The sequence below is a fragment of the Catenulispora sp. GP43 genome (genome assembly GCF_041260665.1).
GTDB lineage: Bacteria > Actinomycetota > Actinomycetes > Streptomycetales > Catenulisporaceae > Catenulispora.
Genome location: NZ_JBGCCT010000038.1, coordinates 96,629 through 119,606, shown reverse-complemented (window position 1 = coordinate 119,606; position 22,978 = coordinate 96,629). Strand labels below are relative to the sequence as shown.

Annotated in this window: 20 protein-coding genes; 9 read left to right on the top strand and 11 right to left on the bottom strand. The window is 71.0% G+C overall.

The genetic code is table 11. The features are described from left to right. Nucleotides 1-138: 138 nt before the first annotated feature. From ABH926_RS46520 to ABH926_RS46510, 3 genes are read right to left on the bottom strand one after another with little or no spacing between them, the layout of a single operon-like run. On the bottom strand, nucleotides 139-1,782 hold the full coding sequence (locus tag ABH926_RS46520) for an SDR family oxidoreductase (RefSeq protein ID WP_370373615.1): 1,644 nt from the start codon (nucleotides 1,780-1,782) through the stop codon (nucleotides 139-141). Nucleotides 1,783-1,786: 4 nt separating this feature from the next. Further along, entirely contained in the window at nucleotides 1,787-2,743 is a 957-nt protein-coding gene (locus tag ABH926_RS46515; protein WP_370373626.1) for an NADP-dependent oxidoreductase, read from the bottom strand. Next, on the bottom strand, nucleotides 2,740-3,501 hold the full coding sequence (locus ABH926_RS46510) for an SDR family oxidoreductase (protein ID WP_370373624.1): 762 nt from the start codon (nucleotides 3,499-3,501) through the stop codon (nucleotides 2,740-2,742). The genes ABH926_RS46515 and ABH926_RS46510 overlap by 4 nt, the downstream gene beginning before the upstream one ends. 143 nt (nucleotides 3,502-3,644) lie before the next feature. Between ABH926_RS46510 and ABH926_RS46505 the strand changes: the two genes are divergently transcribed. Beyond that, nucleotides 3,645-4,589: a LysR family transcriptional regulator gene (locus ABH926_RS46505; protein WP_370373613.1), complete on the top strand. Its 945-nt coding sequence runs from the start codon at nucleotides 3,645-3,647 to the stop codon at nucleotides 4,587-4,589. Here the strand turns inward: ABH926_RS46505 and ABH926_RS46500 are convergent. Together ABH926_RS46500 and ABH926_RS46495 are read right to left on the bottom strand one after the other, a co-directional pair. Further along, nucleotides 4,555-6,033: a hypothetical protein gene (locus tag ABH926_RS46500; RefSeq protein WP_370373611.1), complete on the bottom strand. Its 1,479-nt coding sequence runs from the start codon at nucleotides 6,031-6,033 to the stop codon at nucleotides 4,555-4,557. The genes ABH926_RS46505 and ABH926_RS46500 overlap by 35 nt on opposite strands. After that, the gene (locus ABH926_RS46495) at nucleotides 6,030-7,097 is read right to left on the bottom strand and encodes a BTAD domain-containing putative transcriptional regulator (protein ID WP_370373610.1); all 1,068 of its coding nucleotides are present in this window, start codon (nucleotides 7,095-7,097) and stop codon (nucleotides 6,030-6,032) included. Before ABH926_RS46495 ends, ABH926_RS46500 begins: the two co-directional genes overlap by 4 nt. 172 nt (nucleotides 7,098-7,269) lie before the next feature. On the opposite strand from ABH926_RS46495, the gene ABH926_RS46490 reads away from it, so the two are divergent. Then, on the top strand, nucleotides 7,270-7,491 hold the full coding sequence (locus ABH926_RS46490) for a DUF397 domain-containing protein (RefSeq protein ID WP_370373608.1): 222 nt from the start codon (nucleotides 7,270-7,272) through the stop codon (nucleotides 7,489-7,491). A gap of 76 nt (nucleotides 7,492-7,567) precedes the next feature. Here ABH926_RS46490 and ABH926_RS46485 read toward each other — a convergent pair whose 3' ends face one another. Beyond that, nucleotides 7,568-8,473: a DUF5753 domain-containing protein gene (locus ABH926_RS46485; RefSeq protein WP_370373606.1), complete on the bottom strand. Its 906-nt coding sequence runs from the start codon at nucleotides 8,471-8,473 to the stop codon at nucleotides 7,568-7,570. Between the two features lie 350 nt (nucleotides 8,474-8,823). On the opposite strand from ABH926_RS46485, the gene ABH926_RS46480 reads away from it, so the two are divergent. After that, nucleotides 8,824-9,663, top strand: coding sequence for a helix-turn-helix domain-containing protein (locus ABH926_RS46480; protein ID WP_370373604.1), 840 nt, complete (start codon nucleotides 8,824-8,826; stop codon nucleotides 9,661-9,663). Between the two features lie 14 nt (nucleotides 9,664-9,677). On the opposite strand, the gene ABH926_RS46475 is transcribed toward ABH926_RS46480, so the two are convergent. Continuing rightward, a complete protein-coding gene (locus tag ABH926_RS46475) occupies nucleotides 9,678-11,549 on the bottom strand; it encodes a potassium transporter Kup (protein WP_370373622.1) in 1,872 nt (623 codons plus the stop codon). A gap of 448 nt (nucleotides 11,550-11,997) precedes the next feature. On the opposite strand from ABH926_RS46475, the gene ABH926_RS46470 reads away from it, so the two are divergent. Further along, nucleotides 11,998-12,456 carry a hypothetical protein gene (locus ABH926_RS46470; RefSeq protein WP_370373603.1) on the top strand — a complete coding sequence of 153 codons (459 nt, stop codon included), beginning with the start codon at nucleotides 11,998-12,000 and terminating at the stop codon, nucleotides 12,454-12,456. Nucleotides 12,457-12,504: 48 nt separating this feature from the next. Here the strand turns inward: ABH926_RS46470 and ABH926_RS46465 are convergent, their stop codons facing one another. The 3 genes from ABH926_RS46465 to bla form a co-directional block, all read right to left on the bottom strand. Next, complete coding sequence (locus ABH926_RS46465; protein ID WP_370373601.1) at nucleotides 12,505-12,918, bottom strand: RICIN domain-containing protein; 414 nt, start codon at nucleotides 12,916-12,918, stop codon at nucleotides 12,505-12,507. 84 nt (nucleotides 12,919-13,002) lie between these two features. Continuing rightward, the gene (locus ABH926_RS46460) at nucleotides 13,003-14,808 is read right to left on the bottom strand and encodes a PP2C family protein-serine/threonine phosphatase (RefSeq protein ID WP_370373599.1); all 1,806 of its coding nucleotides are present in this window, start codon (nucleotides 14,806-14,808) and stop codon (nucleotides 13,003-13,005) included. A 110-nt stretch (nucleotides 14,809-14,918) separates the two neighbouring features. Next, nucleotides 14,919-15,914: a class A beta-lactamase gene (bla, locus tag ABH926_RS46455; RefSeq protein ID WP_370373597.1), complete on the bottom strand. Its 996-nt coding sequence runs from the start codon at nucleotides 15,912-15,914 to the stop codon at nucleotides 14,919-14,921. Nucleotides 15,915-15,999: 85 nt separating this feature from the next. Here bla and ABH926_RS46450 point away from each other — a divergent pair, with 85 nt between their 5' ends. Genes ABH926_RS46450 through ABH926_RS46440 form a run of 3 tightly spaced genes read left to right on the top strand, consistent with a single transcriptional unit; the run spans nucleotide 16,000 to nucleotide 18,251 of the window. Beyond that, nucleotides 16,000-16,902 carry a LysR family transcriptional regulator gene (locus ABH926_RS46450; RefSeq protein ID WP_370373595.1) on the top strand — a complete coding sequence of 301 codons (903 nt, stop codon included), beginning with the start codon at nucleotides 16,000-16,002 and terminating at the stop codon, nucleotides 16,900-16,902. Next, nucleotides 16,895-17,782: a serine hydrolase gene (locus ABH926_RS46445; protein ID WP_370373593.1), complete on the top strand. Its 888-nt coding sequence runs from the start codon at nucleotides 16,895-16,897 to the stop codon at nucleotides 17,780-17,782. Before ABH926_RS46450 ends, ABH926_RS46445 begins: the two co-directional genes overlap by 8 nt. A 25-nt stretch (nucleotides 17,783-17,807) precedes the next feature. Beyond that, a complete protein-coding gene (locus ABH926_RS46440) occupies nucleotides 17,808-18,251 on the top strand; it encodes a VOC family protein (protein ID WP_370373591.1) in 444 nt (147 codons plus the stop codon). A gap of 59 nt (nucleotides 18,252-18,310) precedes the next feature. Here ABH926_RS46440 and ABH926_RS46435 read toward each other — a convergent pair whose 3' ends face one another. Then, nucleotides 18,311-19,726, bottom strand: coding sequence for a flavin-containing monooxygenase (locus tag ABH926_RS46435; protein WP_370373590.1), 1,416 nt, complete (start codon nucleotides 19,724-19,726; stop codon nucleotides 18,311-18,313). 205 nt (nucleotides 19,727-19,931) lie between these two features. Between ABH926_RS46435 and ABH926_RS46430 the strand changes: the two genes are divergently transcribed. Together ABH926_RS46430 and ABH926_RS46425 are read left to right on the top strand one after the other, a co-directional pair. Next, complete coding sequence (locus tag ABH926_RS46430) at nucleotides 19,932-22,169, top strand: EAL domain-containing protein (RefSeq protein ID WP_370373588.1); 2,238 nt, start codon at nucleotides 19,932-19,934, stop codon at nucleotides 22,167-22,169. Nucleotides 22,170-22,176: 7 nt separating this feature from the next. Beyond that, nucleotides 22,177-22,833, top strand: coding sequence for an HAD family hydrolase (locus ABH926_RS46425; protein ID WP_370373586.1), 657 nt, complete (start codon nucleotides 22,177-22,179; stop codon nucleotides 22,831-22,833). Nucleotides 22,834-22,978 lie beyond the last annotated feature (145 nt).

The following is a 22,978-nucleotide window of genomic DNA, read 5'->3' as shown; positions in this document are numbered from 1 at the left end:
GATCTGGCACAACACCAAGACCGGCGCACCCAGCAAGCGATCACTAATCGCTTACGACCACTGACCAGCCCAACGATCGGACTCAATCATCTAGAACTAGAACTAGAACTAGAACTAGAACTAGAACCAGAGCCAGAACTAGGACCGGTGCCGGGTACTGCTGTCCCAGGGAAGTCGAGCGGTGGCGGCGTTCTCGCCCGGCGTGACATGCCGCCTGGGCCGCGGATCCAGCTCCGGTCCGAGTTCCTGCGCTCGTTCCCGGCCCTGCCCCTGTTCCCGTCCCCGCCCCTCTCCGAATTCCTCGTGCTCGCGCGCGATCCGGGCGATGTTGCGGGCCATGCCGCGGTAGATCACCGAGTGGAAGGGCTTCATCGACCACCAGTACAGGTGCCCGAACAAGCCCCGGGGCAGGAACACGGCGCGCTGCGTGTAGCGCGTGCGGCCGTCGTCGGCCGGGACCACCAGCACCTCCAGCCAGCCCAGGCCCGGCATCCTCATCTCGGCGCGCAGCCGCAGCAGCCGGCCCCGGTCGATGGCCTCGACCCGCCAGAAGTCCAGGGCGTCGCCGAGGCGCAGGGTGCGCGGGTCGCGGCGTCCCCGGCCCAGGCCCACGCCGCCGCTGAGCCGGTCGAGCCAGCCGCGGGCGGCCCACGCCAGCGGGAAGGAATACCAGCCGGTCTCCCCGCCGATGCCCTCCACCGCGCGCCACACCTCCTCCGGCGGTGCCGACAGCATGAAGGAGCGGGCGTCCTCGTACACGGTGCCGCCGGTCCAGCCCGGGTCCGTCGGCAGCGGCTCGCTCGCGGCGCCGGGCAGGGAGGCCGAGGCCCAGCGGGTGGCCACGTCGGAGTTCCGGATCCGGGTGCGGGCCAGGCGCACCGCCTCGTCGAAGTCGATCAGCCCCTGCGGCGGATCGGGCACCAGCGCGGTGATCCGGTGGTCCCGGCACACCACCTCGTGCCGCAGCGACTCCACCAGCGGCCGCGCGATCGAGGCCGGCACCGGCGTCACCGCGCCGACCCACAGGCTCGACAGCCCGGTGGTGAGCAGCGGCACCGGAACGATCAGCCGCCGCGGCAGCCCCGCCACCCGCGCGTAGCGCTGCATCATCTCCCGATAGGTCAGCACCTCCGGCCCGCCGATGTCGAACACCCCGCCGTCGCCGACCGCCGCATCGGGCGCACTCCCCACCCCGACGAGGTATCCCAGCACGTCGCGCACCGCGATCGGCTGCACCCGCACCCGCACCCACTTCGGCGTGACCATCACCGGCAACCGCTCGGTGAGGTAGCGCACCATCTCGAACGAGGCGGACCCCGACCCGATGATCACAGCCGCGCGCAACTCCACGGTCGGCACCCCGCCCTCCCGCAGAATCTGCCCGACCCGCATCCGCGACCGCAGATGCCGCGACAACTCCCCGGCCGGCACATCGTCGGGAACGATGCCGCCGAGATACACGATCCGCGCCACCCCCGCCCGCCGTGCCGCCTCGGCGAACGCCCGCGCCGAATCAGCCTCGGTCTTCTCGAAGCCGGCACCGGTGTTCAGGGAGTGGATCAGGTAGTACGCGACCCTGACCCCCTCGAACGCCTTGCCGAGATCGGCGGGCCGGGTCACATCCGCGCGAACCGCCTGCACCGAAGGGAACCAGGGATGATCCCGCAGCCGCCCGGGATCGCGCGCCATGCACCGCACGGCGAACCCGGCGCGCAGCAGCTCGGGCACCAGGCGCCCGCCGATGTAGCCGGTGGCGCCGGAGACCAGTGCGAGATCTGCCATGTCTTCATGATCGATCCAGCTGGGGGGCGGCGCCAGGCAGCAGGACGATCTTGCCCAGCGGATGCTCGTGCTCCAGGTGCGCGAAGGCCTGCCTGACCTCTGTCAACGGATAGGTCCCGCTGATCGGGACCTCGATCCGGCCGGTCGCGGCCAACTCCGCCAACTCGGTGAGCACCGCCTGCGAGGTTCCCTGGGCGTTGCCGTCGGAGCTGGTGCCCAGCGCCGCCGCGGCGGCGTAATCCAGAGTGTTGATCCGGCGGGGCGGCACGCCGAGAGCCAGCGCCGTGCGCGGGTAGTCGCCGCCGTGGAAGTCGAGGAAGGCATGGACCGGGCCCCCGCCGTCCGCCTCGACCGCCTGGCGCAGGCGCTCGGCGACGTCATCGCCGTAGTCGACGAGCGTCGCGCCCTGGGATTCCAGCCAGTCCCGGTGCCGAGGGGAGGCGATGGCGAGCACATTCGCCCTGCGCAGGCGCAGCAGCTGGACGGCCAGCGTTCCGACCCCGCCGGTGGCGCCGGCGACCACGACCGTCTCGCCGGCCTGCGGGTCGACCGCGGCGACGGCCGCCCACGCGGTGGTGCCCGCGACGTAGAGGGCGCCGGCGGGGGTCCAGGGGAGCGCGTCGGGTTTGCGGACGAGCTGGTCGGCCGGGACAGTGACGTACTCGGCGTGGCTGGAGCGTTCCCAGGACCAGCCCAGGACCGGGTCGCCGACGGCCCATTCGGTGACCGCGGCCCCGATCTCGGCGAGGGTGCCTGCCAGATCACTGCCCTGGCCGGAGGGGAAGGTGGCGGGGAAGCGCTCGTGCAGGGCGCCGGTGCGGATCTTGGCTTCGCCGGGGTTGATCCCGGCGGCGAGGACCCGCACCAGGACGTCGTCCGGGCCGAGCGGGCGCGGTTCGGCGTCTTCGAGGTCGAGGACGTCGATGTCCCCGTAGTGGTGGAAGCGTACGGCCTTCATCAGGCGATACCCCCGTTCGCGTACAGCACCTGCCCGTTGATCCAGCGCCCGCCGTCGCCGGCCAGGAAGGCGACGGACTCGGCGATGTCCCCTGGCGTGCCGAGACGCTCCAGCGGCGCGGCCGAGGCGAGGCGCGCGATCAGCTCCTCGCTCTTGCCTTCCAGGAACAGCGGCGTCGCCGTCGGGCCGGGGGCCACGGCGTTGACGGTGACGTCCCGGCCGCGCAGCTCACGGGCCAGGATCAGGGTCATGGCCTCCACCGCGCCCTTGGACGCGGCGTACGCGGCGTAGGTGGGCTGCTGGAGCCGGGTCACGGAGGTCGAGAAGTTGACGAGCGCGCCGCCGGAGCGCAGCCGGCGGGCGGCGAGCTGGGAGACCACGAACGTGCCGCGGACGTTGACCCGGTGCATCCGGTCGAAGTCGTCCAGATCCATGTCGGCCAACGGCGCCAGCAGCATGATCCCGGCGGTGTTGACGACCACGTCGATCCCGCCGAAGCGGTCCTCGGCGGCGTCGAACAGCGCGGTCATCTCAGTCGGCTCGGCGATGTCGCCGGGCAGCGCCACCGCGGTGCCGCCGGCCTCGGTGATCTGCGCGACGACCGCCTCGGCCGCGTTCGGGCTGCCCGCGTAGTGCACGACCACGGCCATGCCCGCGGCGGCAAGGCGGCGCGAGACCGCGCTGCCGATCCCGCCGGAGCCGCCGGTCACGACGGCCACGCGGCGCGACCCGGCCCCGGTGGCGGATTCCCCGTTCGGCATCAGGCTGTTCATGGTTGCTCCCGATCCGGCATCCGTGCGGATGCCCGCTCCAGGCGTTCCGGGCGGTGTGCCCGGCGTCTGCATCCACCATCCGCCGCGTGCATTTATTTGTCCAATGCATGATCGAGATCTATACTATTCGTATGGCGCATATAGAGCGGGTCGACCTCAACCTGCTGGCCCCACTGGCCGCGCTGCTGGAGGAACGACACGTCTCGCACGCCGCAGCACTCGCCGGCATGAGCCAGCCCGCGATGAGCCGCGCGCTGCAACGCCTGCGCGACACCCTCGGCGACGAACTGCTGGTCCGCACCCCGCAGGGCTACCGGCTCACCCCGCGCGCCGAGCGGGTGCAGCGCCAACTGCGCGCGGTCCTGCCACGCCTGGAGAGCCTGTTCGCCCCCGAGGAGTTCGACCCGGCCGAGGCCGCCGAGTCCTTTCGTGTGGCGGGCACCGACTACTCGCGGGTTCTGGCCCCGGCGGTGTTCCGTCGCGTCTTCCAGCAGTCACCGCGCTCGACCCTGCACCTGCGCACGTGGCACGACGCCATCTACGACGACCTCGATCGGGGCGTGGTGGACCTGGTGTTCTTCGCCCGATCCGAACCGATGCCCACACTGCACACCGAACATCTCTTCGACGACCGGTTCGTGTGCGTGCTCTCGGCGGACCATCCGCTGGCCGCCGGCGAGGAGATCACGCTTCAGGACTACCTGGACGCCGCACACGTCATCGTCGACACCACCGGCGAGCGCCAGACCGCGATCGAAAAGCGCCTGGAAGACCTCGGCACGCGCCGCCGCGCCGGCCTGACAGTGCCGTACCACTCCCTGGCGGCGCTCTCAGTCCTCGGAACGCGCCTGATCCTCACGCTGCCCGAGCGCCTGCTCGCGCAGCAGCCCCCTGAGCCGGGCCTGCGGGTCATGCCCGCCCCCGAGGTCATCCGCCCGATGAAGTACCAGATGGCCTGGCACCCGCGCCTGGACGGAGACCTGGGTCAGCGCTGGCTGCGCGACTCCATCCGCGCTGTCGCCGCCGAGCTTCCCGCGCACCTCACACGTGCCGACTCCGCACCATCGCCTGAATGATCCGCAGCGCGTGATCGTTCCCCCGCCACACCAGCGACCCGTTCCCCGAGGCCTCGAAGTCGCCGCCGAAGCCGGTCAGGACGGTCAGGGCCTCGCCGTTGGTGATCGACAGGCTGAACTCGTGGGCGATGGAGATGTCCGTCCTGGTGTCGGCGACGGTGTCGACGAGCAGCTGCTCGGGGCGGCTCAGCGGGATGGACCTGGAGGAGACGCCCACGATGTCGGAGTAGTGGTACTCGCGCATCTCGTCCAGGAGCAGGTCGCCGGTGGCGAAGTTCACCACGCAGCGGTAGGTGCTGATCAGCTTGTCGGTGAGCATCAGGATCAGGACCGTGTAGTGGTCGGCGCGCAGGTTGCCGTCGTCGCCCCAGCGGACGGCGGTGCGGGGGGCGTGGTGCTCGGCGGCGCGTGCCACGCCGACTACGGCCAGGGCGGGGACCATGAGGTCGCCGCCCTCGGGCTGCAGGCGGGTGTTGATGCGCAGCTTGCGGGCCGCCTTGCGCTTGATGTACTCGACGTCGCCTTCCAGCCACTCGTCCATCTGCTTGTCGCTCGGCTTGGGTTCGGCGAGCGCGTACGCGGCCTTGTACGCCTTGAACGCCTGGTACTGCGTGACGCCCCACTTGCCCAGGCCGCCGCCGGCGATCAGGCCCAGCAGGATGAAGCCGCCGCCGGCCGCGAAGCCGACGATCAGGGAGACCGCCGCCGCTATCAGGATGGCCTGGTGGGTCTCGTTGACACGCGGGGGAGTGCGGATGAAGTACTTGCGCACTGACGTCGGCCGCTTCGGGTCGATGTTGTCCCGCTGGTCCGCGGTGTCGGTCTCCGACACGGCGAAACCGAACTGCCGCGCCATCTCATTGAGCTGCTTCCACGTCGGCCCCTCGGCGTGCGCCAGGTGCTCCATCAGGAAACCGAGGTCGTCACGGTCCAGGTAGCGCAGGTTCAGCCGCAGCTCCTCCGGCTGCGGATCCTGCGCACGCATGCCCTGCGCGTTGTACCAGTCGTCCTTCACCACCGCCCACACCGCGTCGGCCTGCGCCGCCACCGGCTTGCCGGCGCCGAGCCCGCGGGCCTGGTCCAGATGCGAGTCGATGCGGCGGACGACCTCCGGCGCGTGGTAGCTCGGCGCCGAGCCGTTCAGCAGGCCCAGGGCGGTGTAGACGTGCGCCCTGGCGGTCTTGTCCCGCACGTCCTCGGGCGCGATGTCCGTGCTCTGATTCTCGGCCATCGCGCTGGAGACGTCCGCGGCCGTGCTCAGGAAGTCCTCGAAACGCTGGACCGCCTTGGGGTAGAGGTGGTTCTTGAACGCCTCCAGGCCGTTGCGGAAGTCGTCGGCCATCTTCTGCTGTTGCTGCAGATAGATGTTCTGGGTCCCGCCTTCCGAGCCGAAGACGTTCTCGCCGACGTTGAACTGCTGATGCGTTGCCTGCTGCTCGTTCACGATGGTTCCTTTCCGCCGAAGTAGAAGTTCTGGACGCCTCCCTGCGAGGCGTGGACGGTGGTGCCGATGTTGGTCTGGGAGAAGGTGGCCCCGGCGGCGATACCGGGCTCGGGCTTTGGCTTGGCCTCGCTGTCGGGTTTGGGATCGGGTTTGGGATCGGGATCGGGATCGAGATCGGGGCCGGGTGCGGAATCGCCGCCGTAAGAACCCTGCGAACCGGCCCCAGCCCCAGCCCCGGCCCCGCGCATCGACCGCCCGGCGGGAAACACCAGCGCGGACGCGTCCAGCAGCCGCTCATCGCCGCGGAGCATCAGCTCATAGAGGTCCGTCAGAGCTCTGTGACTCTCGGTCGCGATGGTCGTGTCGAGGTGCCGACGCACCCGGTGGTACACGTTCTGCGCGTCGTCCTTGCGCCCCGCGCGGTAGAACGCGTGCATCCCCAGCCACGCCAGCCATTCATCGCCCGGCCGCTCCCGCAATCGCGCTTCCAGACGCGGGATGGCCGTGCCCAGATCGCCGAGCCTGATCGCGGCCTCGTTGAACGCGATCTCGGCGGCGTGCCGCTCCTCCTGGAGCAGGTAGCGGTACCCGTCGACCCACTGCCCGTCCAGCCCGGCCAGCGGCTCGCCGCGGAACAGGCCCAGCGCCGTCTCCAACAGGCCGGCGCGTTCGGCCTCGCCCAGGCCGGGCGACCGTGCGGCGCGCGCCAGCAGTCCGTGGAACCGCTGGATGTCGACGCGGGCCTCGGCCGGGCCGAGGCGGTAGCCGCCGCCTTCGCTGGGGAGCACGTTCGGCAGTCCGGCGCTCTCCAGCCGCCGCCGCAGCCGCCGGGCGATGTGATGGAAGTTCTCCACCGCGTCCTCCGGCTCGGGCGGATCCCAGATGGACCTGATCAGCGCCGAGCGGCCGACCGGGTTCGGGTGCTCGGACAGCACCGCGGCCAGCAGGCGCTTCTCCTGGGCCGGTCCGATCGGGACGAGGCTGCCGCCGATCCTGATCTCCGGGACCCCGAGGAACAGGAACTCGGCGGGTGGTTCGGCCGGGATGCGGGTTATCTCACCCACCACTTCTCCTTCGTCATGAACGGTCATGAACGTTTTCGCGGCCCGTGCGGGCTCCAGTGGCGTGCCCGTGGGACGGCCGGCGGACGGCCCGTGGGACGTCCGGTGACGCGGCTGAATCTGGATCCCGAGCGGCGGAAAGGGTCCGCCGCAGTCCTGGGAGGACGTGGCAGAAATGACCGAGCAGCAGATCATCCTCGGCACGCAGTACCGGAAGAGCAGCTACTCCGGAGCGAACAACAACAACTGTGTGGAGGTCGCGATCGAGGTGGCGACCACAGTGAGCGTGTGCGTCCGCGACACCAAGGACGCGGCCCGGACCACGCTCCGCTTCACCGCCGAGGAGTGGAAGGCGTTCATCGCGGGGGTGAAGGCCGGCGAGTTCGAACTCGCCTGACAGCGGGACTCACCATAAGAGTCCTTAGTCAAGGGCCGGAGCGGGCGTCCAGTGCGGGGCGCCCGCTCCGGCACCGTCATGCCGGATGCGTCCGCGGCAACCGCTCACCTCCGTTTCCCTCACCGGCCGTGCCGGCCGAGGCCGCCAAGGCCGCCAGGAACGCGCGCGAGTCCCCCACACCCATTGCCCTGGCCCGCGCGTGTTCGAAGGCGGCCCGGTAGTGGCCGACCTCCTCGGCCGTCTCCGTGAAGTACTCCCGGTCGAGCAGTTCGAGCTGGACCACGTCCGGCTCGCCGTTGCGCGGGGAGAAGATGTGGAATCCGTGCCCTGATGCCCGCGAGGGGCCCGCTGGAAAGGGCAGGATCGCGATCCGCGTCCCCGCGGCCGCGGACAGCCGCATCAGCCGTTCGTACTGCTCGCGCATCACGGCCGCGTCCCCGACCGGTCTGCGCAGCGCGGCCTCGTCCAGGACCACGTCCACCCGCGGTGCCTGCGGCCGGCCCAGGATCCGCTGACGCAGGATCCTGAGATCGACCCGCCGCCGCACGGCTTCGGGCTGCTGGTCGGTGACCGTGGTCATCAGCTCCCAGGCGTACCGCTCGGTCTGCAGCAGGCCCGGGACGAGGTTCGGCTGGTGGACCCGGATCGTCCGGGCCTCGTCCTCCAGGATCAGCTGGCGCTCGAAGCCGGGGTCCACCAGGTCGCCGTAGGACAGCCACCAGGTGCCCGAGCCGGCCTGTCGCACCAGGGCCAGCACCTCCTCGCGGAGCGGGTCCGCGATCGCGTACAGGTCCAGGAGCGCCCGGGCCTCGGCCATCCGCAGCGCGGCCTGGCCGTTCTCCACCCGGTCGGCCATCTCCACCGGCCAGTCCAGATGCCCCGCGGCCTCCTCGAGCGTCCGGCGGGCCTGCCGACGCAGCCGGGCCAGCGTCGCGCCGAGCTGGCGCCGGCCGGCTATCGCCGGCACGTCCTTCCTGGCCATGCATCCCTCCCGTTCCCCGCCGGGTAGCGCGGGCCCGCGCCGACGACCGGCCGCGAACCCCAGGGCGCCCATGATGCAGGTTGCTGAGCGGAATTTGCAATCAGAGAAGGCCCGTCAGGAACCGCCCCACCAAGACGCCACGCCCGAGCAGAGCAGCGCCACGGATCCGCCACGGCAGGGTCATTTCCCCTTGCATTCCTTGGGCTTTCGCTGACCAGGACCGGGAGTCGGGGCAACCCCGGCGGTCGAATCTGCAAATTGCTGTCTGCAAGCAGCATTTGGTATGGTGATGTTCGTCTATTGAGAAGGTGGGTGGACCCGGAGCCATGGCAGGCGGAAGAAGCCCGGTGATGAGACGGCGGCGGCTGGCCGCCGAGCTGCAGCGGCTCCGGCTCGCCTCGGGGCGCACCCTGGAAGAGGTGGCCGGCTATCTGGAGTGCTCGCCGGCCAAGGTCAGCCGGATCGAGAACGGCCAGGTCGCGGTCCGGATCCAGGACGCGCGCGAGCTCCTGGAGCTCTACCAGGTCACCGACGACCGGCGCGAGGACCTGCTCCAGATGGTCCGGCAGGCCCGGGGCCGCGGCTGGTGGTCGGACCACGCCGACGTCCTGGAACCCGGCGCCGAGACCCTGCTCAGCCTGGAGGACGAGGCGGCGGGGATCTTCATCTACGAGACGAACCTCGTCACGGCGCTGTTGCAGACCCCGCGGTACGCCTTCGAACTGTTCTCGTCCTGGACCGATGTCCCGCTGGACCGGATCCGCCGCCAGGTCGAGGTGACCGTGGAACGCCAGCGGGTGCTGGACCGCGCGAACGCCCCGGCGCTGACCGTCGTGCTCGACGAGTCCTGCCTGCACCGCGTCCTGGGCGGCGCGGACGTCATGCGCGAGCAGTACGACCGGCTGGTCTCCGTGGCCGGCCGGCCCGGGGTCGATCTGCGGATCCTGCCGTTCGCCGCCGGTCCCCACCAGGCGATGGGGTTCGGCTTCCACATCTTCCAGTTCGCCGGAGAGGACCCGGCCATCGTCCACCTCGAGCGGCTCAACGCCGCCGACTTCCTGGAGGGTGCCGAGGAGGTCGGGCGGTATCAGGCGGCGTTCCGCCAGGCGCGAGAACGAGCCCTGTCGCCGGAGCGTTCGCTGAAGCTCCTGGAAGGGCTCGCCGCGCGCCTGGAGGAGACCTCCGCCTAGCCGTCGAGGTCCGCTCAGACCGGCACGTGCGCTCCCATGATCACGCACCGGTCGGCCGGCAGCCCGAAGTAGTCCACCGGGCTGGCCGCGTTGTGCGCGATGGTCAGGAACAGCCGCTTGCGCCAGGACCGCATCCCCTTGGCGCCGGTCCGCACGATCGCGATCCGGGACAGGAAGTAGGACACCTCGTCCGGGTCGATCCCGGCGATCTCGCCGGCGTCCGGGTGCGCGGTGGCCTGGCGCAGGATGCGCGGCACGTCCGGCTCGTCCTGGAAGCCCAGGCGGGCGGTGAGGTGGATGATGCCGTCGTCGCTGTGGCCCAGGTCGTCGAAGACCAGGCGCTCGGCGGCCGGGACGTGCGGGACCTTCTCCACCATCATCGACAGGATGACCACGGTCTTGTGCAGGGTGTGGTTGTGCTCGACGTTGGCGCGCAGGGCCAGCGGCGTGGTCTCGATGTTGGCGTTGAGGAACACCGCCACGCCGTCCACCCGGTGGATCGGCGGCTGAAGGGCGTCCACCTCGTCGACGAAGGGGCGCAGCGGCCCCTCCAGCGCCGTCCGGTTCGGCGTGACGATCGCGCGGCCCCGGCGCCAGGTGCTCAGCACGGTGAAGACCAGGGTCGCGACCAGCAGCGGCAGCCAGCCGCCGTGCACCACCTTGGTGAGGTTGGCGGCGAAGAACGCGGTCTCGCTGGTCAGGAACACCACGGCGCCGACGGCGATCTTCCAGGGCGCCACGCCCTTCAGGACCCGGGCCACCGCCAGGAACAAGATGGTGTTGAGCATGAACGTGGCGGTCACCGCGACGCCGTAGGCCGAGGCCAGCGAGGCCGAGGAGCCGAAGCCGACCACCAGGACGGTGACCGTGCAGCACAGGAACCAGTTCACGACCGGCACGTACACCTGGCCGATCTCGTGCTCGGAGGTGTGCCGGATGGTCATGTGCGGCAGGAAGCCGAGCTGCATCGCCTGCCGGGTCACGCTGAAGGCCCCGGAGATGACGGCCTGCGAGGCGATGACGGTGGCGATCGTGGCCAGGATCACCATCGGGAACTGCGACCAGTGCGGCATCAGCAGGAAGAAGGGGTTCGAGATGGTGTCCGGGCGGCGCAGGATCAGCGAGCCCTGGCCCAGGTAGTTCAGCGTCAGCGCCGGGAAGACGAGGTAGAACCAGGCCCGGTGGATGGGTTCGCGCCCGAAGTGGCCCATGTCGGCGTACAGCGCCTCGGCGCCGGTCACCGCCAGCACCACCGAGGCCAGCGCGATGAACGCCACGATCCCGTGGTGCACCATGAACTGCGCACCGTAGGTGGGGGACAGGGCCTTGATGATGCCCGGGTGCGAGGCGACCTCCGCGGCCCCGGCCACCCCGATGATCAGGAACCACACCGTCATCACCGGCCCGAACAGCCCGCCGACCAGCGCCGTCCCGAACTTCTGGATGGCGAACAGCCCGATGACGATGACCACCGTCAGCGGCACGACGTAGTCCTTCAGCCCCGGCGCCGATACCTTGAGCCCCTCGACCGCCGACAGCACGGAGATCGCCGGCGTGATCATCCCGTCGCCGTAGAACAGCGAAGCCCCGAGTATCCCGAATGCGACCAGCAGTACCTTGGTCCGCTTGGAGCGGAAGTCCAGCTTCTGGATCAGGGCGGTCAGGGCCATGATCCCGCCCTCGCCGTCGTTGTCGGTCCGCAGGATGAAGCTCACGTACTTGATCGACACGATGAGCGTGATCGCCCAGAACACCAGCGACACCACACCGTAGACCTGGTCCGCCGACGTCCCCACCGCCTTGTTGTCGGCGGTGAAGACGGTCTGCATCGCGTACAGCGGACTGGTGCCGATGTCCCCGAACACGACGCCGAGGGCGCCGAGCATGAGCGCGGCCGCGCCGGCCTTGTGGGCGCGTCCGGTGCCGTGGCCGGCACTGGCATCGGCGGCGGCATCGGCGGCATCGGCGGCGGAGGTGGGCGCGGCGGTCCCCGTGGCTTTAACGATCACGAATCAGTGATCCTGACAGGTGTGCGGGGTGTGAGCAAGGGGAGGTCAACTATGTGGGACTCGTTGGCGATGCCTACGAGAACCCGAGAGCGTGCGAAACGCTGCGGTGGAACCCGCCAGCCGAGAACTCGCACGTACCATCGCCTGCATCGACGACTTGGGCGATGAGTCCCGGCGCGACGAGCAGGTTGCCGGGATCGGCCGGCCACCGCCAGGGACGCAACGGGACGGACTGCAGGGAACTGGTCAGCTCGCGGGCACGTCGAGCGGCTCTATTGGCACGTCGCGGAATGTATCGATGCGGTGAGGGCGTACTGTCCGATCGGTGATGAAGCGCTCCGTCCGCCGCCGGACCCAAGCCGCCGCCGAAGCCCTGCTGCCCGGCCTGGCCAGTGAGAACCTGGGCCTGCTGGCCAGGGACGTGAGCCGGCTCGCGCAGGCCGTTCTGGCGCGGACGGATGCGACGATGACGCCGGCTGACAAGGCGGATCTGTCCCAGGCCGTCGCAGCCAGCGCCGACCGCTTCCTCAGCCACCTGTCCCGGCGCTCGACCGCCGAGCTGTGGGAGAGCTTCGCAGTCCCCTGGGACTACGCCGACCTGCTGTCTCGCCTCCGGTCCGGCCAGTATGCCGCCGCACTGATGGATGACGCGCTGTGGGCCGTAGACCAGACCGTCGCGATGTTCAGCTCGACACCGCCCCGGTCGGCCGCCTCGGCGCGGAAATCAGCTCGGGCCCAGGCGTCCGATCGCGCCACTGCCCGGCTATCCGGGCGCAGGGTCTGACAGCGCTGCCTCCGGTCCGCTGTGGGAGTCCGACTACGACCAGATCGACTAGTTCTCACTCGCGCTCCCGTTGCACGTATAGATCCCAGCATCCGCATAGTTCGCGGTCGAAGCCCCGTACACGCTCAACCACTTCCCCGACTGCGCGCCCACGATCGTCCCCGACGCGTTCACCGTCCACCGCTGGTTCGCGGCCCCGCTGCACGTGTTCACGCCCACCAGCGACTTGTCGGCCGTCGCGCTGCCCTGTACCTCCAGGCACAGGCCGCTGGACGCGCCACTGATCGTGCCGTTCGCGTTCGCCAGCCATTGCTCGCTGGAACTGCCGTTGCAGGTGTAGATGTCCGAGGTGGTGCCGGGGGCGGTCGAGCCGCCGGTGACGGACAGGCACTTGCCGGACAGGCCGCCGACGATAGTCGTGGGACTCGCCCCCGACGGCGCCCGGGCCCAGCGAGGCCGCAAAACCCGCCGTCTACGGATTCTTGTTGCGCAACTCAACTCATACGCATGTACGCGTATTGAGCAGCCGCGTAGCAGCGCAGGCGATTACCGCGGTGCGGCGCGCGCGGCCAGAAGCGCGATGTCGTCCTCGACCGCCGGCGGCGCGACCAGGCGCAGCGCGTCGTCGAGCAGATCCTCCAACCCGCCGCCGACCGGGAGCGGTAGCGACGCCAGCCGGGCCAGCGAGACGTCGATGTCCTCGCCGCGCCGTTCCACCAGGCCGTCGGTGTAGATCAGCAGCACCTGGTCCGCCCGCAGATCGACGATCACCTGCTCGTACCCGCCCACGCCGGTCCCCAGCGGCGGTCCGGTGGGCAGCTCGACCAGCTCGGTGGGCCGGTCGGCCGCGAACAGCGCCGGCGGCAGGTGCCCGGCGCTCGCGAACGTCCAGCGCCCCCGGTCCGGGTCGGCGACGCCGAGCAGGCAGGTCGCCGGGCGCGCCGACTCCTCCTTGGAGATCAGGTTGTCCAGATGCCGCAGGATCCCGTGCGGCGGCAGGTCCATGCCGCCGGCGTCGCGGATCGCCGAGCGGTAGATGCTCATGTCGACCGCGGCCTCGACCCCGTGTCCCATGACGTCGCCCATGACCAGCAGCGTCCGGCCGAACGGCAGCCGCACGATCTCGTACCAGTCGCCGCCGACCAGCGCGCGGTTGCCGGAGGGCAGATAGCGCGCGGCGACCTCCAGGTTCGAGTGCGGGCGGCCCGGTTCGACCAGCAGCGCGCGCTGCAGTTCCAGGGTCACGCTCTGGGAGTCGGCGTACTGCCGGGCGTTCTCGACGCTGACCGCCGCCCGGTCGGCGAGGTCCTTGACCAGGACCGCGTCGTCGTCGCCGAACCCCTCGCGGCCCCGCCCGCGGGCCAGCGTCATCACCCCGACCAGCCGCCCGCGCGCGCTCAGCGGCACAGACAGGACCGAGCCGATACCGGCCAGCCGGTACGCCGCCAGGATCTCCGCGTTCGCGGCCTGGTCCTCCAACTCCGCCTCGGAGAGGTGGTTGGCGACGACCAGCCGGCCCTCGGCCAGGCTGCGCGCGACCGCGGAGTCGGCACCGGGCCGCACCGAGGCGCCGGGCATGGCCAGCGTGCCGAGCCGGCGGCGCAGTCCCGGCGCGCAGGCCAGGGCCGCCCGGCGCATCCGGGGGGCCTCGGGCGCGCCGCCCTTGCCCCGGTCGGTGACCTCGTACGGCAGCACCTCGACGATGGTGAGGTCCGCCATCGCCGGCACCGTGAGCTCGGCCAGTTCGATACAGGTGATGTCCACGTCGAGCGTGGTGCCGATGCGCTCGGCCGCGGCGTCCTGGAGCGCCAGCCGGCGGCGGGCCTGGTCCAGCCGGCGCTGGTCCGGGGTCGCCGGCCCGGTCACCGCCGCGACCACCCCGGCGATCCGGCCGTCGACCTCCAGCCGCCGGTAGCGGACATGCCAGCCGGTGCCGGTGGCGGTGACCAGCCCGGACTGGTCGTCGTCAGGGCTGGCTGTCCTGCCGGTGCCGCCAGGTCCGCCGGTCCCGCTGGTGCCGCGAGCGCCGCCGGGGCCGTTACCGCCGTCGTACGAGCCGTCCCGGGCATTCCCGTCGAGCAGGACGCGTCTGATAGCCGGCAGGTCGGCGGCGAACGGCGTCGCGGCGGCGGGCCGGTTCAGGATCCGGGCCGCGTCCAGGCCGGTGGTGGAGAAGAAGGCCGAATTGGCGTAGACCCAGCGCAGTTCGGCGTTGAGCAGACCCATCCCGATCGGGGCCTCGGCCAGGATGCCGACCAGCAGCTCGGTGCTCAACGACGTGACGGTACCGAGGAGCGCCTCGGCGTGCTCTCCTCGTGCGTCGCCCCGCGAGTGCCCGTCGTCCATGTCCATCTGTCGGGATCATCATTTGATCGGCTGCTTAATCGTAGGTGATTGTTCAGCCAGAGGCGATGCTACGGAGGAATCCGCAGGTCACGTCGCGGTGATGTCCCTTCCCGGGATCAGCCGATCCGCTGCAGGGCCAGCTTCGTGGCGTCGGCGATGAGGGCGTCGGCGGAGTTCGCGTCCTTGCCGTCGCGGTGGGAGAGCACTGCGATGACGATCGGCGCGCGGTTGGGCGGCCACAGCACGGCGATGTCGTTGCGCGTGCCGTAGTCGCCGTTGCCGGTCTTGTCGCCGACCTTCCAGCCGGCCGGGACCGAGGCCCGGATGTAGGGACCGCCGGTGGTGTTCGCGGTGAGCCAGGAGGTCAGCAATGTGCGCCGCTGCGGAGTGAGGGCGGTGCCGAGCACGTACGCGCGCAGGTCCTCGGCCAGCGCCCGCGGGGTACTGGTGTCCTGCACGTCGCCGGGCACGGCCGAGTTGACGGTCGGCTCGGGGCGGTCGGCGTTGGTGGTCGCGTCGTTCATGGACCGCAGCGCCGACTGTAGGCCCGACGGGCCGCCGAGCTGGTTGAGCATCAGATTCAGCGCGGTGTTGTCGCTGACCTCGATCGCCGCGGTCATCACCGCGGTGAGGGTCATGCCGCCGTTCACGTGCTGGGAGGTGACCGGGGAGTAGTCCACGAGGTCCGAGGCGCTGTAGGTGATGGTCTGGGCCAGTTGGGCGTCGGTCTCGCGGTGCAGGAGTTCGGCGGCGGCCAGGGCTTTGACCGTCGAGCAGAAGGCGAACCGGTTGTCTGCTTGGAACGCGACCGTGCGGCCGGAGCCGGTGTCCAGGGCGTAGAGGCCGAGCTGTGCATGATAGCGGGATTCGAGGTCTGTGAAGGCCGTCGAGCCGCTGCCGGTGTCCGAGGGAGCGGGCGTCGTTCCGGATGCGGATTCGGACGCGGATTCGGTTGCCGCCGCGGGCGTCGATGTGGCCGCGCCGCCGCCCGAGGGTGTGGCGGCCGCCGGATGCGACGCCGTGGAACACCCGCCGAGCGCCGCGGCCGCCAAGCCGAACGAGGCCGCGACCGGGACCGTACGGGAAAGGATCCGCTCCGTGAATGTGCTCATGCGTGCCACCCTGGTCGGGATTGATCCATCCGGTCAAAGACCCGGACGCGATGTTCCATGCCGATTCGGCATACGATCTGATCCCGTGGACCTCGTCAGCGCCTGCCGCATCTTCACCTCCGTGGCCGAGCGCGGCAGCTTCACCCTCGGCGCCGCCGCCGAGGGCATCCCGCAGTCCGTGGCCAGCCGCCGCGTGGCCGCGCTGGAGAAGCACTTCCGACAGCCGTTGTTCGACCGCACGGCGCGCCGGGCCGTGCTCACCGTCTTCGGCCAGGACATGCTGGGGCCGGCCAAACGGCTCGTGCAGTACGCCGAAGCGCTCGAACACCACGCCGCCGAGGCCAAGCTGCGGCCGTTGACCCTGGCGGTGCCGGAGACCTGCGGCGTGCGGCACCTGGCGCTGCTGGACGCCGCGGCGCGCGAGGCCGGCGTGGCCCTGGACATCCGCTGCGCGGGCCCGGAGCAACGCACTGCATGGATGCGCGACAAGGCGGTGCGCGCCGCAGTACGGGCGGTGCCGCCGACCGAGGCGATCTGGGTCGTCCCGCTCGGGCTGGCACGGCCCCCGACGCCGGATCGGCACGGCGATTCGCAGGGCTCGTCCACACCCCGCCCGGTGCGGCTGGAATCGCTGCGGCCGTCACGGACCGACCCGGCGCTGCGCCGCGCCTGGATCCAGCCCGAGGACGACGTCCCGTACGTCCGCGACGTGCTCCAGCGCGCCGGACACCGCGCCGCGCTGCTGCCCGCGCAGATCTCGGTCGCGGCCTCGCTGGTCACGGCGGTCGGGGCCGCTATACGCACCGACGATTTCGTGCTCGCCTCCGCCGACCAGGCTCGCGACCTCGGCCTGGCCTGGCGGCCGATCGCCGACGCGCCGGTCGCCCGGGGCTACACCGTCGTCTCGGACATCGGCGAGGACGCCTTGCTCATACGGACGCTTCTCGGTGCCGTGTTGGCGCGGGCGTTGGGTGTGGCCGATGCGTGACAGAGGCCTGATCGCGGATTGCCGGGAAAGGTTGGCGGAAGCCGGTTTGTCAGGGTCCTTCCTCGTGCGCGATCTGGGTACCGGCCAGGAGATCGCCGTCGATACCGACGTCACGTACCCGATCGCCTCGCTGGTCAAGGTGCCGTTGGCGATCGCCGTCCTGGAAGCGATCCGTGCCGGGCGGCTCGACGGCGGGCGGATGCTCGAGCTCGTCCCCGATCCCGGAACGCCGCCTCCGCCGATCGGTATCGGCCGGTTCAGGCACCCGGCCCGCATCGCGATCGAGGACCTGATCTACCTCGCCGTCGCGATCAGCGACAACGCCGCCGCCGACGCGCTGTTCGGACTGGTGCCGCCCAGCGAGGTGGACCGGACCCTGGCCGAGGCCGGAATCGGCGGCATCGCGGTGCGGCATCCGATGCGCGACCTGCTCGGCGTCTCCGGCAGCGAACCCGGACTGGCGCACACGCTGGCCATGGGCGCGCGTACACCCGGTGGCGGCCATCCCCTCGCGCACCTGGACCTCACCCGCGCCAACACCGGCACGGCCCGGGCGCTCGCCGACCTGTTGCAGGAGCTGTGGCGCCCGACCGCGATCCATCCGCAGGTCGCCGCGCGTGTCAGAGCCCTGATGGGCGACGGGGTCCTCCAGCGCCGGCTCGGGCCCGACTTCATCTCGGACGCCACCTCCTGGGCCTCCAAGTCCGGGACCCTGTTGAACCTGCGGCATGACGCCGGTGTCGTCGAGCACGAAGATGGCGAGACGTACGCGGTCGTCGCCATGACCGAATCGAAGGTGCCGGCGGTGGCGCAGCCCGCGGTGGACGCGCTCATCGGGCGGATCGCCCGCGCGCTGCACGACCATCTGCGCGAACACTGAGACGAACGAGCAGGAGAGGACCCCGATGTCCGTCCGCTACCAGCTGGTGATCGACTGCGCCGACCCCGACCGCCAGGCCCGGTTCTGGGCCGCGGCGCTGGGCTACGTGCTCGCGCCGCCGCCGACCGGCTTCGCCACGTGGAACGACTACTACCGCGACCTCGGCCTGCCGGAGGCCGAACTCGCCGACGGCGCGGACCGCATCAGCGACCCGGCCGGCGGTGGCCCGGCGATCTGGTTCAACGCGGTCGCCGAGGCGAAGACGGTGAAGAACCGGCTGCACATTGACATCCACGCCAGCGGCGAGCACTCGGATCCGTTCGAGGAGCGCAAGCGGCGCGTTGATGCCGAGGCGCGGCGGCTCGTGGACTTGGGCGCGACCATGACGATGGTCATGCAGCAGGACGGGCTCGATCACTATGCGGTCGGGATGAAGGACCCTGAGGGCAACGAATTCGACATCAACTGATGCCCCGGTTCGACATCAACCGACGCCCCGACACCCCGGCGGCACGCCGCGCCGCCGCTTCAGCCCACCGCCCCCAACCCCCGCGCCGCCGCGGCGAGCGTCTCGCGGAAGTCCGTCGAGTACGACCGCCGCGTCCACTGCGCCAGCCGCGTCCGCCGTGGTAGCACGGCGTGCATGTCGCCGAGCATCCGGTCGATGTTCCCCAGCGAGCGGGGCAGGACCACCGTGCCGCTCGCGTACTGGCCGCGCATGCGCGCCTTGCGCGCCGCCAGGTCCGCGCGGACCTGGGCCTGGCGGGCCGGGAGCGGGGGCAGGGTGAGGGCGCCGGCGAGGTGGGCCGCGATCCAGGTCGCTCCGACCTCGGCGCTCAGGGAACTGACCAGCGAGGTGTTGTAGCCGGCGAAGGTCAGGTTCGGGATGTGGTGGGGCAGGACGTTGCGGAACAGTTCGAAGTCGCCCTCCGCGTTCTGCGCGGTGAGCGGCTGGTCGAGGAACGGCACGCTCTGCTCGAAGCCGGTGGCGGCGACGATCAGGTCGGCGGGCAGCTCGGTGCCGTCGTCCAGCACGGCCTGCGGCTTGCCCGCGCCGCGCAGCTCGGCGATGGAACGGTCGCGGCGGACCGCGATCGCGCCGGAGCGCACCGCGTCGAAGAAGCCGTCGGTGGCCAGGCTGGCGCTGCTGGAGGCGATGTCGTCGAAGCGGCCGGGCGGGACCAGCCCCAGGGCGTCCAGGCCCTGCTGCTTGACCGTCGCCCGGCTCAGGACGCCGAAGACCGGGCCGAAGCGCCGCGGGTTGGCGAACAGGACCTCGCCCAGGCGGGTGATCGCCACGTCCTCGAAGTGCTTGCCCAGCAGGACCTTGGGGCCCTTCCACAGCAGCCGGCGCGGCACCATCGTGACCGAGTCCGCGGACGCCGTCAGCGCCATCGCGGTGTCGCAGGCCGACTTTCCGTACCCGACGACCACCACGTGCCGGCCGCGTGCGTCGTCCAGCGTGAGCTGCTGCGAGGGGGCCTTGACCACGCCGCCGGCGTCGGCGTGCGCCGCCCGCCCGGGCCAGTCGGGGACCATCGGGCGGGAGAACACGCCGTTGGCGATGACCAGGTGCGCCGCCTCGACGTGCTCGCCGGAGTCCAGGCGCACGTCCCAGCCGGCGGCGATGGGCTCGGCCAGCGCGACCCCGGTGCTCAGCCGCAGGTTCGCACCGAAGCCGAAGCGGTCGACGTAGCCGCGTAAGTAGTCGTGCCACTGCCCGGCCCCGGGGTAGTCCGGCCACGTCTGCGGCGCGGCATGGTCGGAGAACTCGTAGGTCATCCGGGTGTTCTGCGTGGTCAGGCCGGGGTAGTGCCGCGTGGGACTCCACACGCCACCGACCTCCGGCTCGGTGTCGAACGTCGTGACCTCGTGCCCCACGGCCGTGAGCACCTTGGTCACGGCCAGCCCGGCGATTCCCGCTCCGATGACGGCGATCTGCATGCGGAAAGTGTCACAGAAGGCTGATGCGGTGGATAGATGTCGGGGGTGTCGGCGGCCGACGGACCGGATGGACGGAGCAACGGCGCGCTCGCCGGCCTTACCGCCCTTTCGCACCCGGGTTTAGCATGTAAAGGACTGTAGGCATTGGAACGAGTACAGCGCATGGCGCAGTCACACGGTCTGCGCTGCGCGGATCGGTCGGCACATGTCCCTCAGTGAGCACGACCCGGGCCGGAACCAGGATCAGGGCCAGGGTCAGGGCCAGGGTCAGGGCCAAGATCAGGGCCAGGGTCAGGGCCAGGGTCAGGGCCGAGATCAGGGCCGGGACCCTGGCCACGACCTGGACCGGAGCCACGACCAGCTCGACCGCATCTGCCTGCACAACCTCCTGTCCAGCAGCGCCGACACCATCTACTTCAAGGACCGCCAGTCCCGCTTCATCCGCGTCAGCCGCAGCCAGGCCGACCTCACCGGGGCCGCCGACCCGGCCGAGATGATCGGCAAGACCGACTTCGACTACTTCACGGAGCAGCACGCCCGGAACGCGGAGCGGGATGAGGAGGAGATCATCCGCACCGGGGTGCCGATGTTCGACATCCGGGAGGCGATCACCCTGCCGAACGAGTCCGACCGCGTCTTCAGCTGCAGCAAGCAGCCGCTGCGGGACTTCGACGGAATGATCATCGGCACCTTCGGCATCTCCCGTGACATCACCGCCCGCACCACCACCGAGGCGCAGCTGCGGGCCAAGACGGCCGAGTTGGACCGGATCGGCACCGAGCTGCGGGCCCTGATCGAATCCAGTCCCGACCCCATGTGCCGCTTCGACCGGCAGCTGCGCTACACCTACGCCAACCCCGCTGCGCTGCGGGCGGCCGGCGTGCCGGAGAACGAGCTGGTCGGGCGCACCAACCGGGAGGCCGGGCATCCCGTGGAGTTCGTGCGGGAGTGGGAGCAGACGCTGCGGCGGGTGCTGCGCACCGGGGTCGGCGACGAGGTGGAGCACGACCTCGTCCTGGGCGGTACGCGCCGCTTCTTTCACACCCGCCTGGTGCCCGAGCGGGACGCCGACGGCACCGTGGTGAGCGTCCTGACCGTCAGCCACGACCTGACCGACCGCAAGCGCATCGAGGACGCGCTGGCCGATCAGGCCGTGACCGACCCGCTGACCCGCCTGCCGAACCGCACGCTGCTCGTCGAGCGCATCGAGGCGGCCCTGGCCCGGATGCGCGCCGACGGCGGCCGGCTGGCCGTGCTGTTCCTGGACCTGGACCGCTTCAAGGTCGTCAACGACAGCCTCGGCCACGCCGCGGGCGACGCGCTGCTGGTCGCCACCGCCGCGCGGCTGCGCAGCGCGGTACGCCGCGGCGGCGACCTGATCGCCCGCTTCGGCGGCGACGAGTTCGTGATCGTGTGCGAGCACGTCCAGGGCCGCAAGGACGCCGCGGCGGTGGCCCGGCGGGTCTCCCGGGCCCTGGCGGCCCCCTTCGACAGCGACGGCCAGCCGATCCACATCAGCGCCAGCATCGGGATCGCGGTGACCTCCGACCCGGCCACGACGGCCGACGCGCTGCTGCGCGATGCCGACGCGGCCATGTTCCGGGTCAAGGCCCGCAACCACGGATCGGGCAGCTACGTCTTCTTCGACGACAGCGTCCGCGAGGAGGCGGTCTCCCGGCTGTGGCTGGAGAGCGAACTGCGCCGCGCCATCGACCAGCAGGAGTTCCGCCTGGTCTACGAGCCCGTGTACGACCTGCGCAACCGGCGGATCACCGGCATGGAGGCGCTGATCCGCTGGCAGCACCCCGAGCGCGGCCTGCTGCCGCCGTCCACCTTCATCGCGGTCGCCGAGGACTGCGACCTCATCGTGCCGATCGGCCGTTGGGTCCTGGGCGAGGCCTGCGGACAGATGGCCGACTGGAACGCGCGCCGGGACCCGGCACTGCCGCCGCTGACCATGGCCGTGAACCTGTCCCCGCGCCAGCTCAACGACGAGGGCCTGGTCGCCGAGGTCGCCGCCGCGCTGAGCGGCAGCGGACTGGGGCCCGAGCAGCTGTGGCTGGAGGTCACCGAGACCGCCGTGCACGAGGCGCCCGCCTTCGCGCAGGCCGTGCTCTCCCAGGTCAGCGACCTCGGCGTGCACATCGCGCTCGACGACTTCGGCACCGGCTACTCCTCGCTGGGCCACCTGCGCCGCATCCCCGCCGACGCGCTGAAGATCGACCGCGCCTTCGTCAACGGCCTGGAGCACGAGGGCGGCGACTCGGCGATCGTCACCGCGGTCATCACCATGGCCCACGCCCTGGGCATGATCACCATCGGCGAGGGCATCGAGAGCGACGAGCAGTACGAATCCCTGCGCGCACTGGGCTGCGACCAGGGCCAGGGCTACCTGTTCGCCGAGCCGGTCTCCGCCGGGGCGTTCGAGGCGCTGCACCTATGATCGCCGCATGCGCTTCGCCTTCTTCGACCTCGACGACACGCTGGTGGACGCCAAGTCAGCGCTGCGCGCGTGGTCCGTCGACTTCGCTGCCGAGTACGTCACCGGCGTGGCGGACGCCGCCTCCGACGTGTTCGACCGCGTGGACGCCGCCGCGAACTGGCCGGCCTTCGTCGCCGACGCCCGCGGGCGCTACGGCATAACCGCATCGGACGAGCAGCTCATGGAGCACGTCGCCGCGGTGTTCCCGGGCAAGTTCGTGCTGGAGCAGCAGGTCCGCACCGGGCTGGCGGAGCTGCGCGGGGACGGCTGGCGGCTCGGCGTGGTCACCAACGGCTCCACGACGGTCCAGCAGGCCAAGGTGGACAGCGTGGGGCTGCGCGAGCACGTCGACGTCGTCGTCGACTCCGAGGCCGCCGGCCACCGCAAGCCGGACCGCCGCATCTTCGAGATCGCGGCCGGCGAACTCGGGGTGGAGCTGGGGCCGCGCGGCTGGATGATCGGCGACCGCCTGGACAAGGACATCGCCGGGGGAGCGGCGGCGGGGCTGCGGACCATCTGGATCTCCCTGGGCGAGCCGCTGCCCACGGGGTTCACGCCGCCGACGTACATCGTCGGGTCGATCACGGAGGCGTTCGCGATCGTGCGAGCGTCCGCGGCGCTGTGAGCTCGAGTGCCTGGTGGCGCCGCGTTGTTAGCACGGTGTTAGGCCCCTTAGAGGCGCGGTTGCGAGGCTGAACGGCAGGTGGCACATCGCGGCCCACCGTTGGCTCCGAATCTGTGAGGGGGAGCGATGTCCTCAAGCAAGCCAG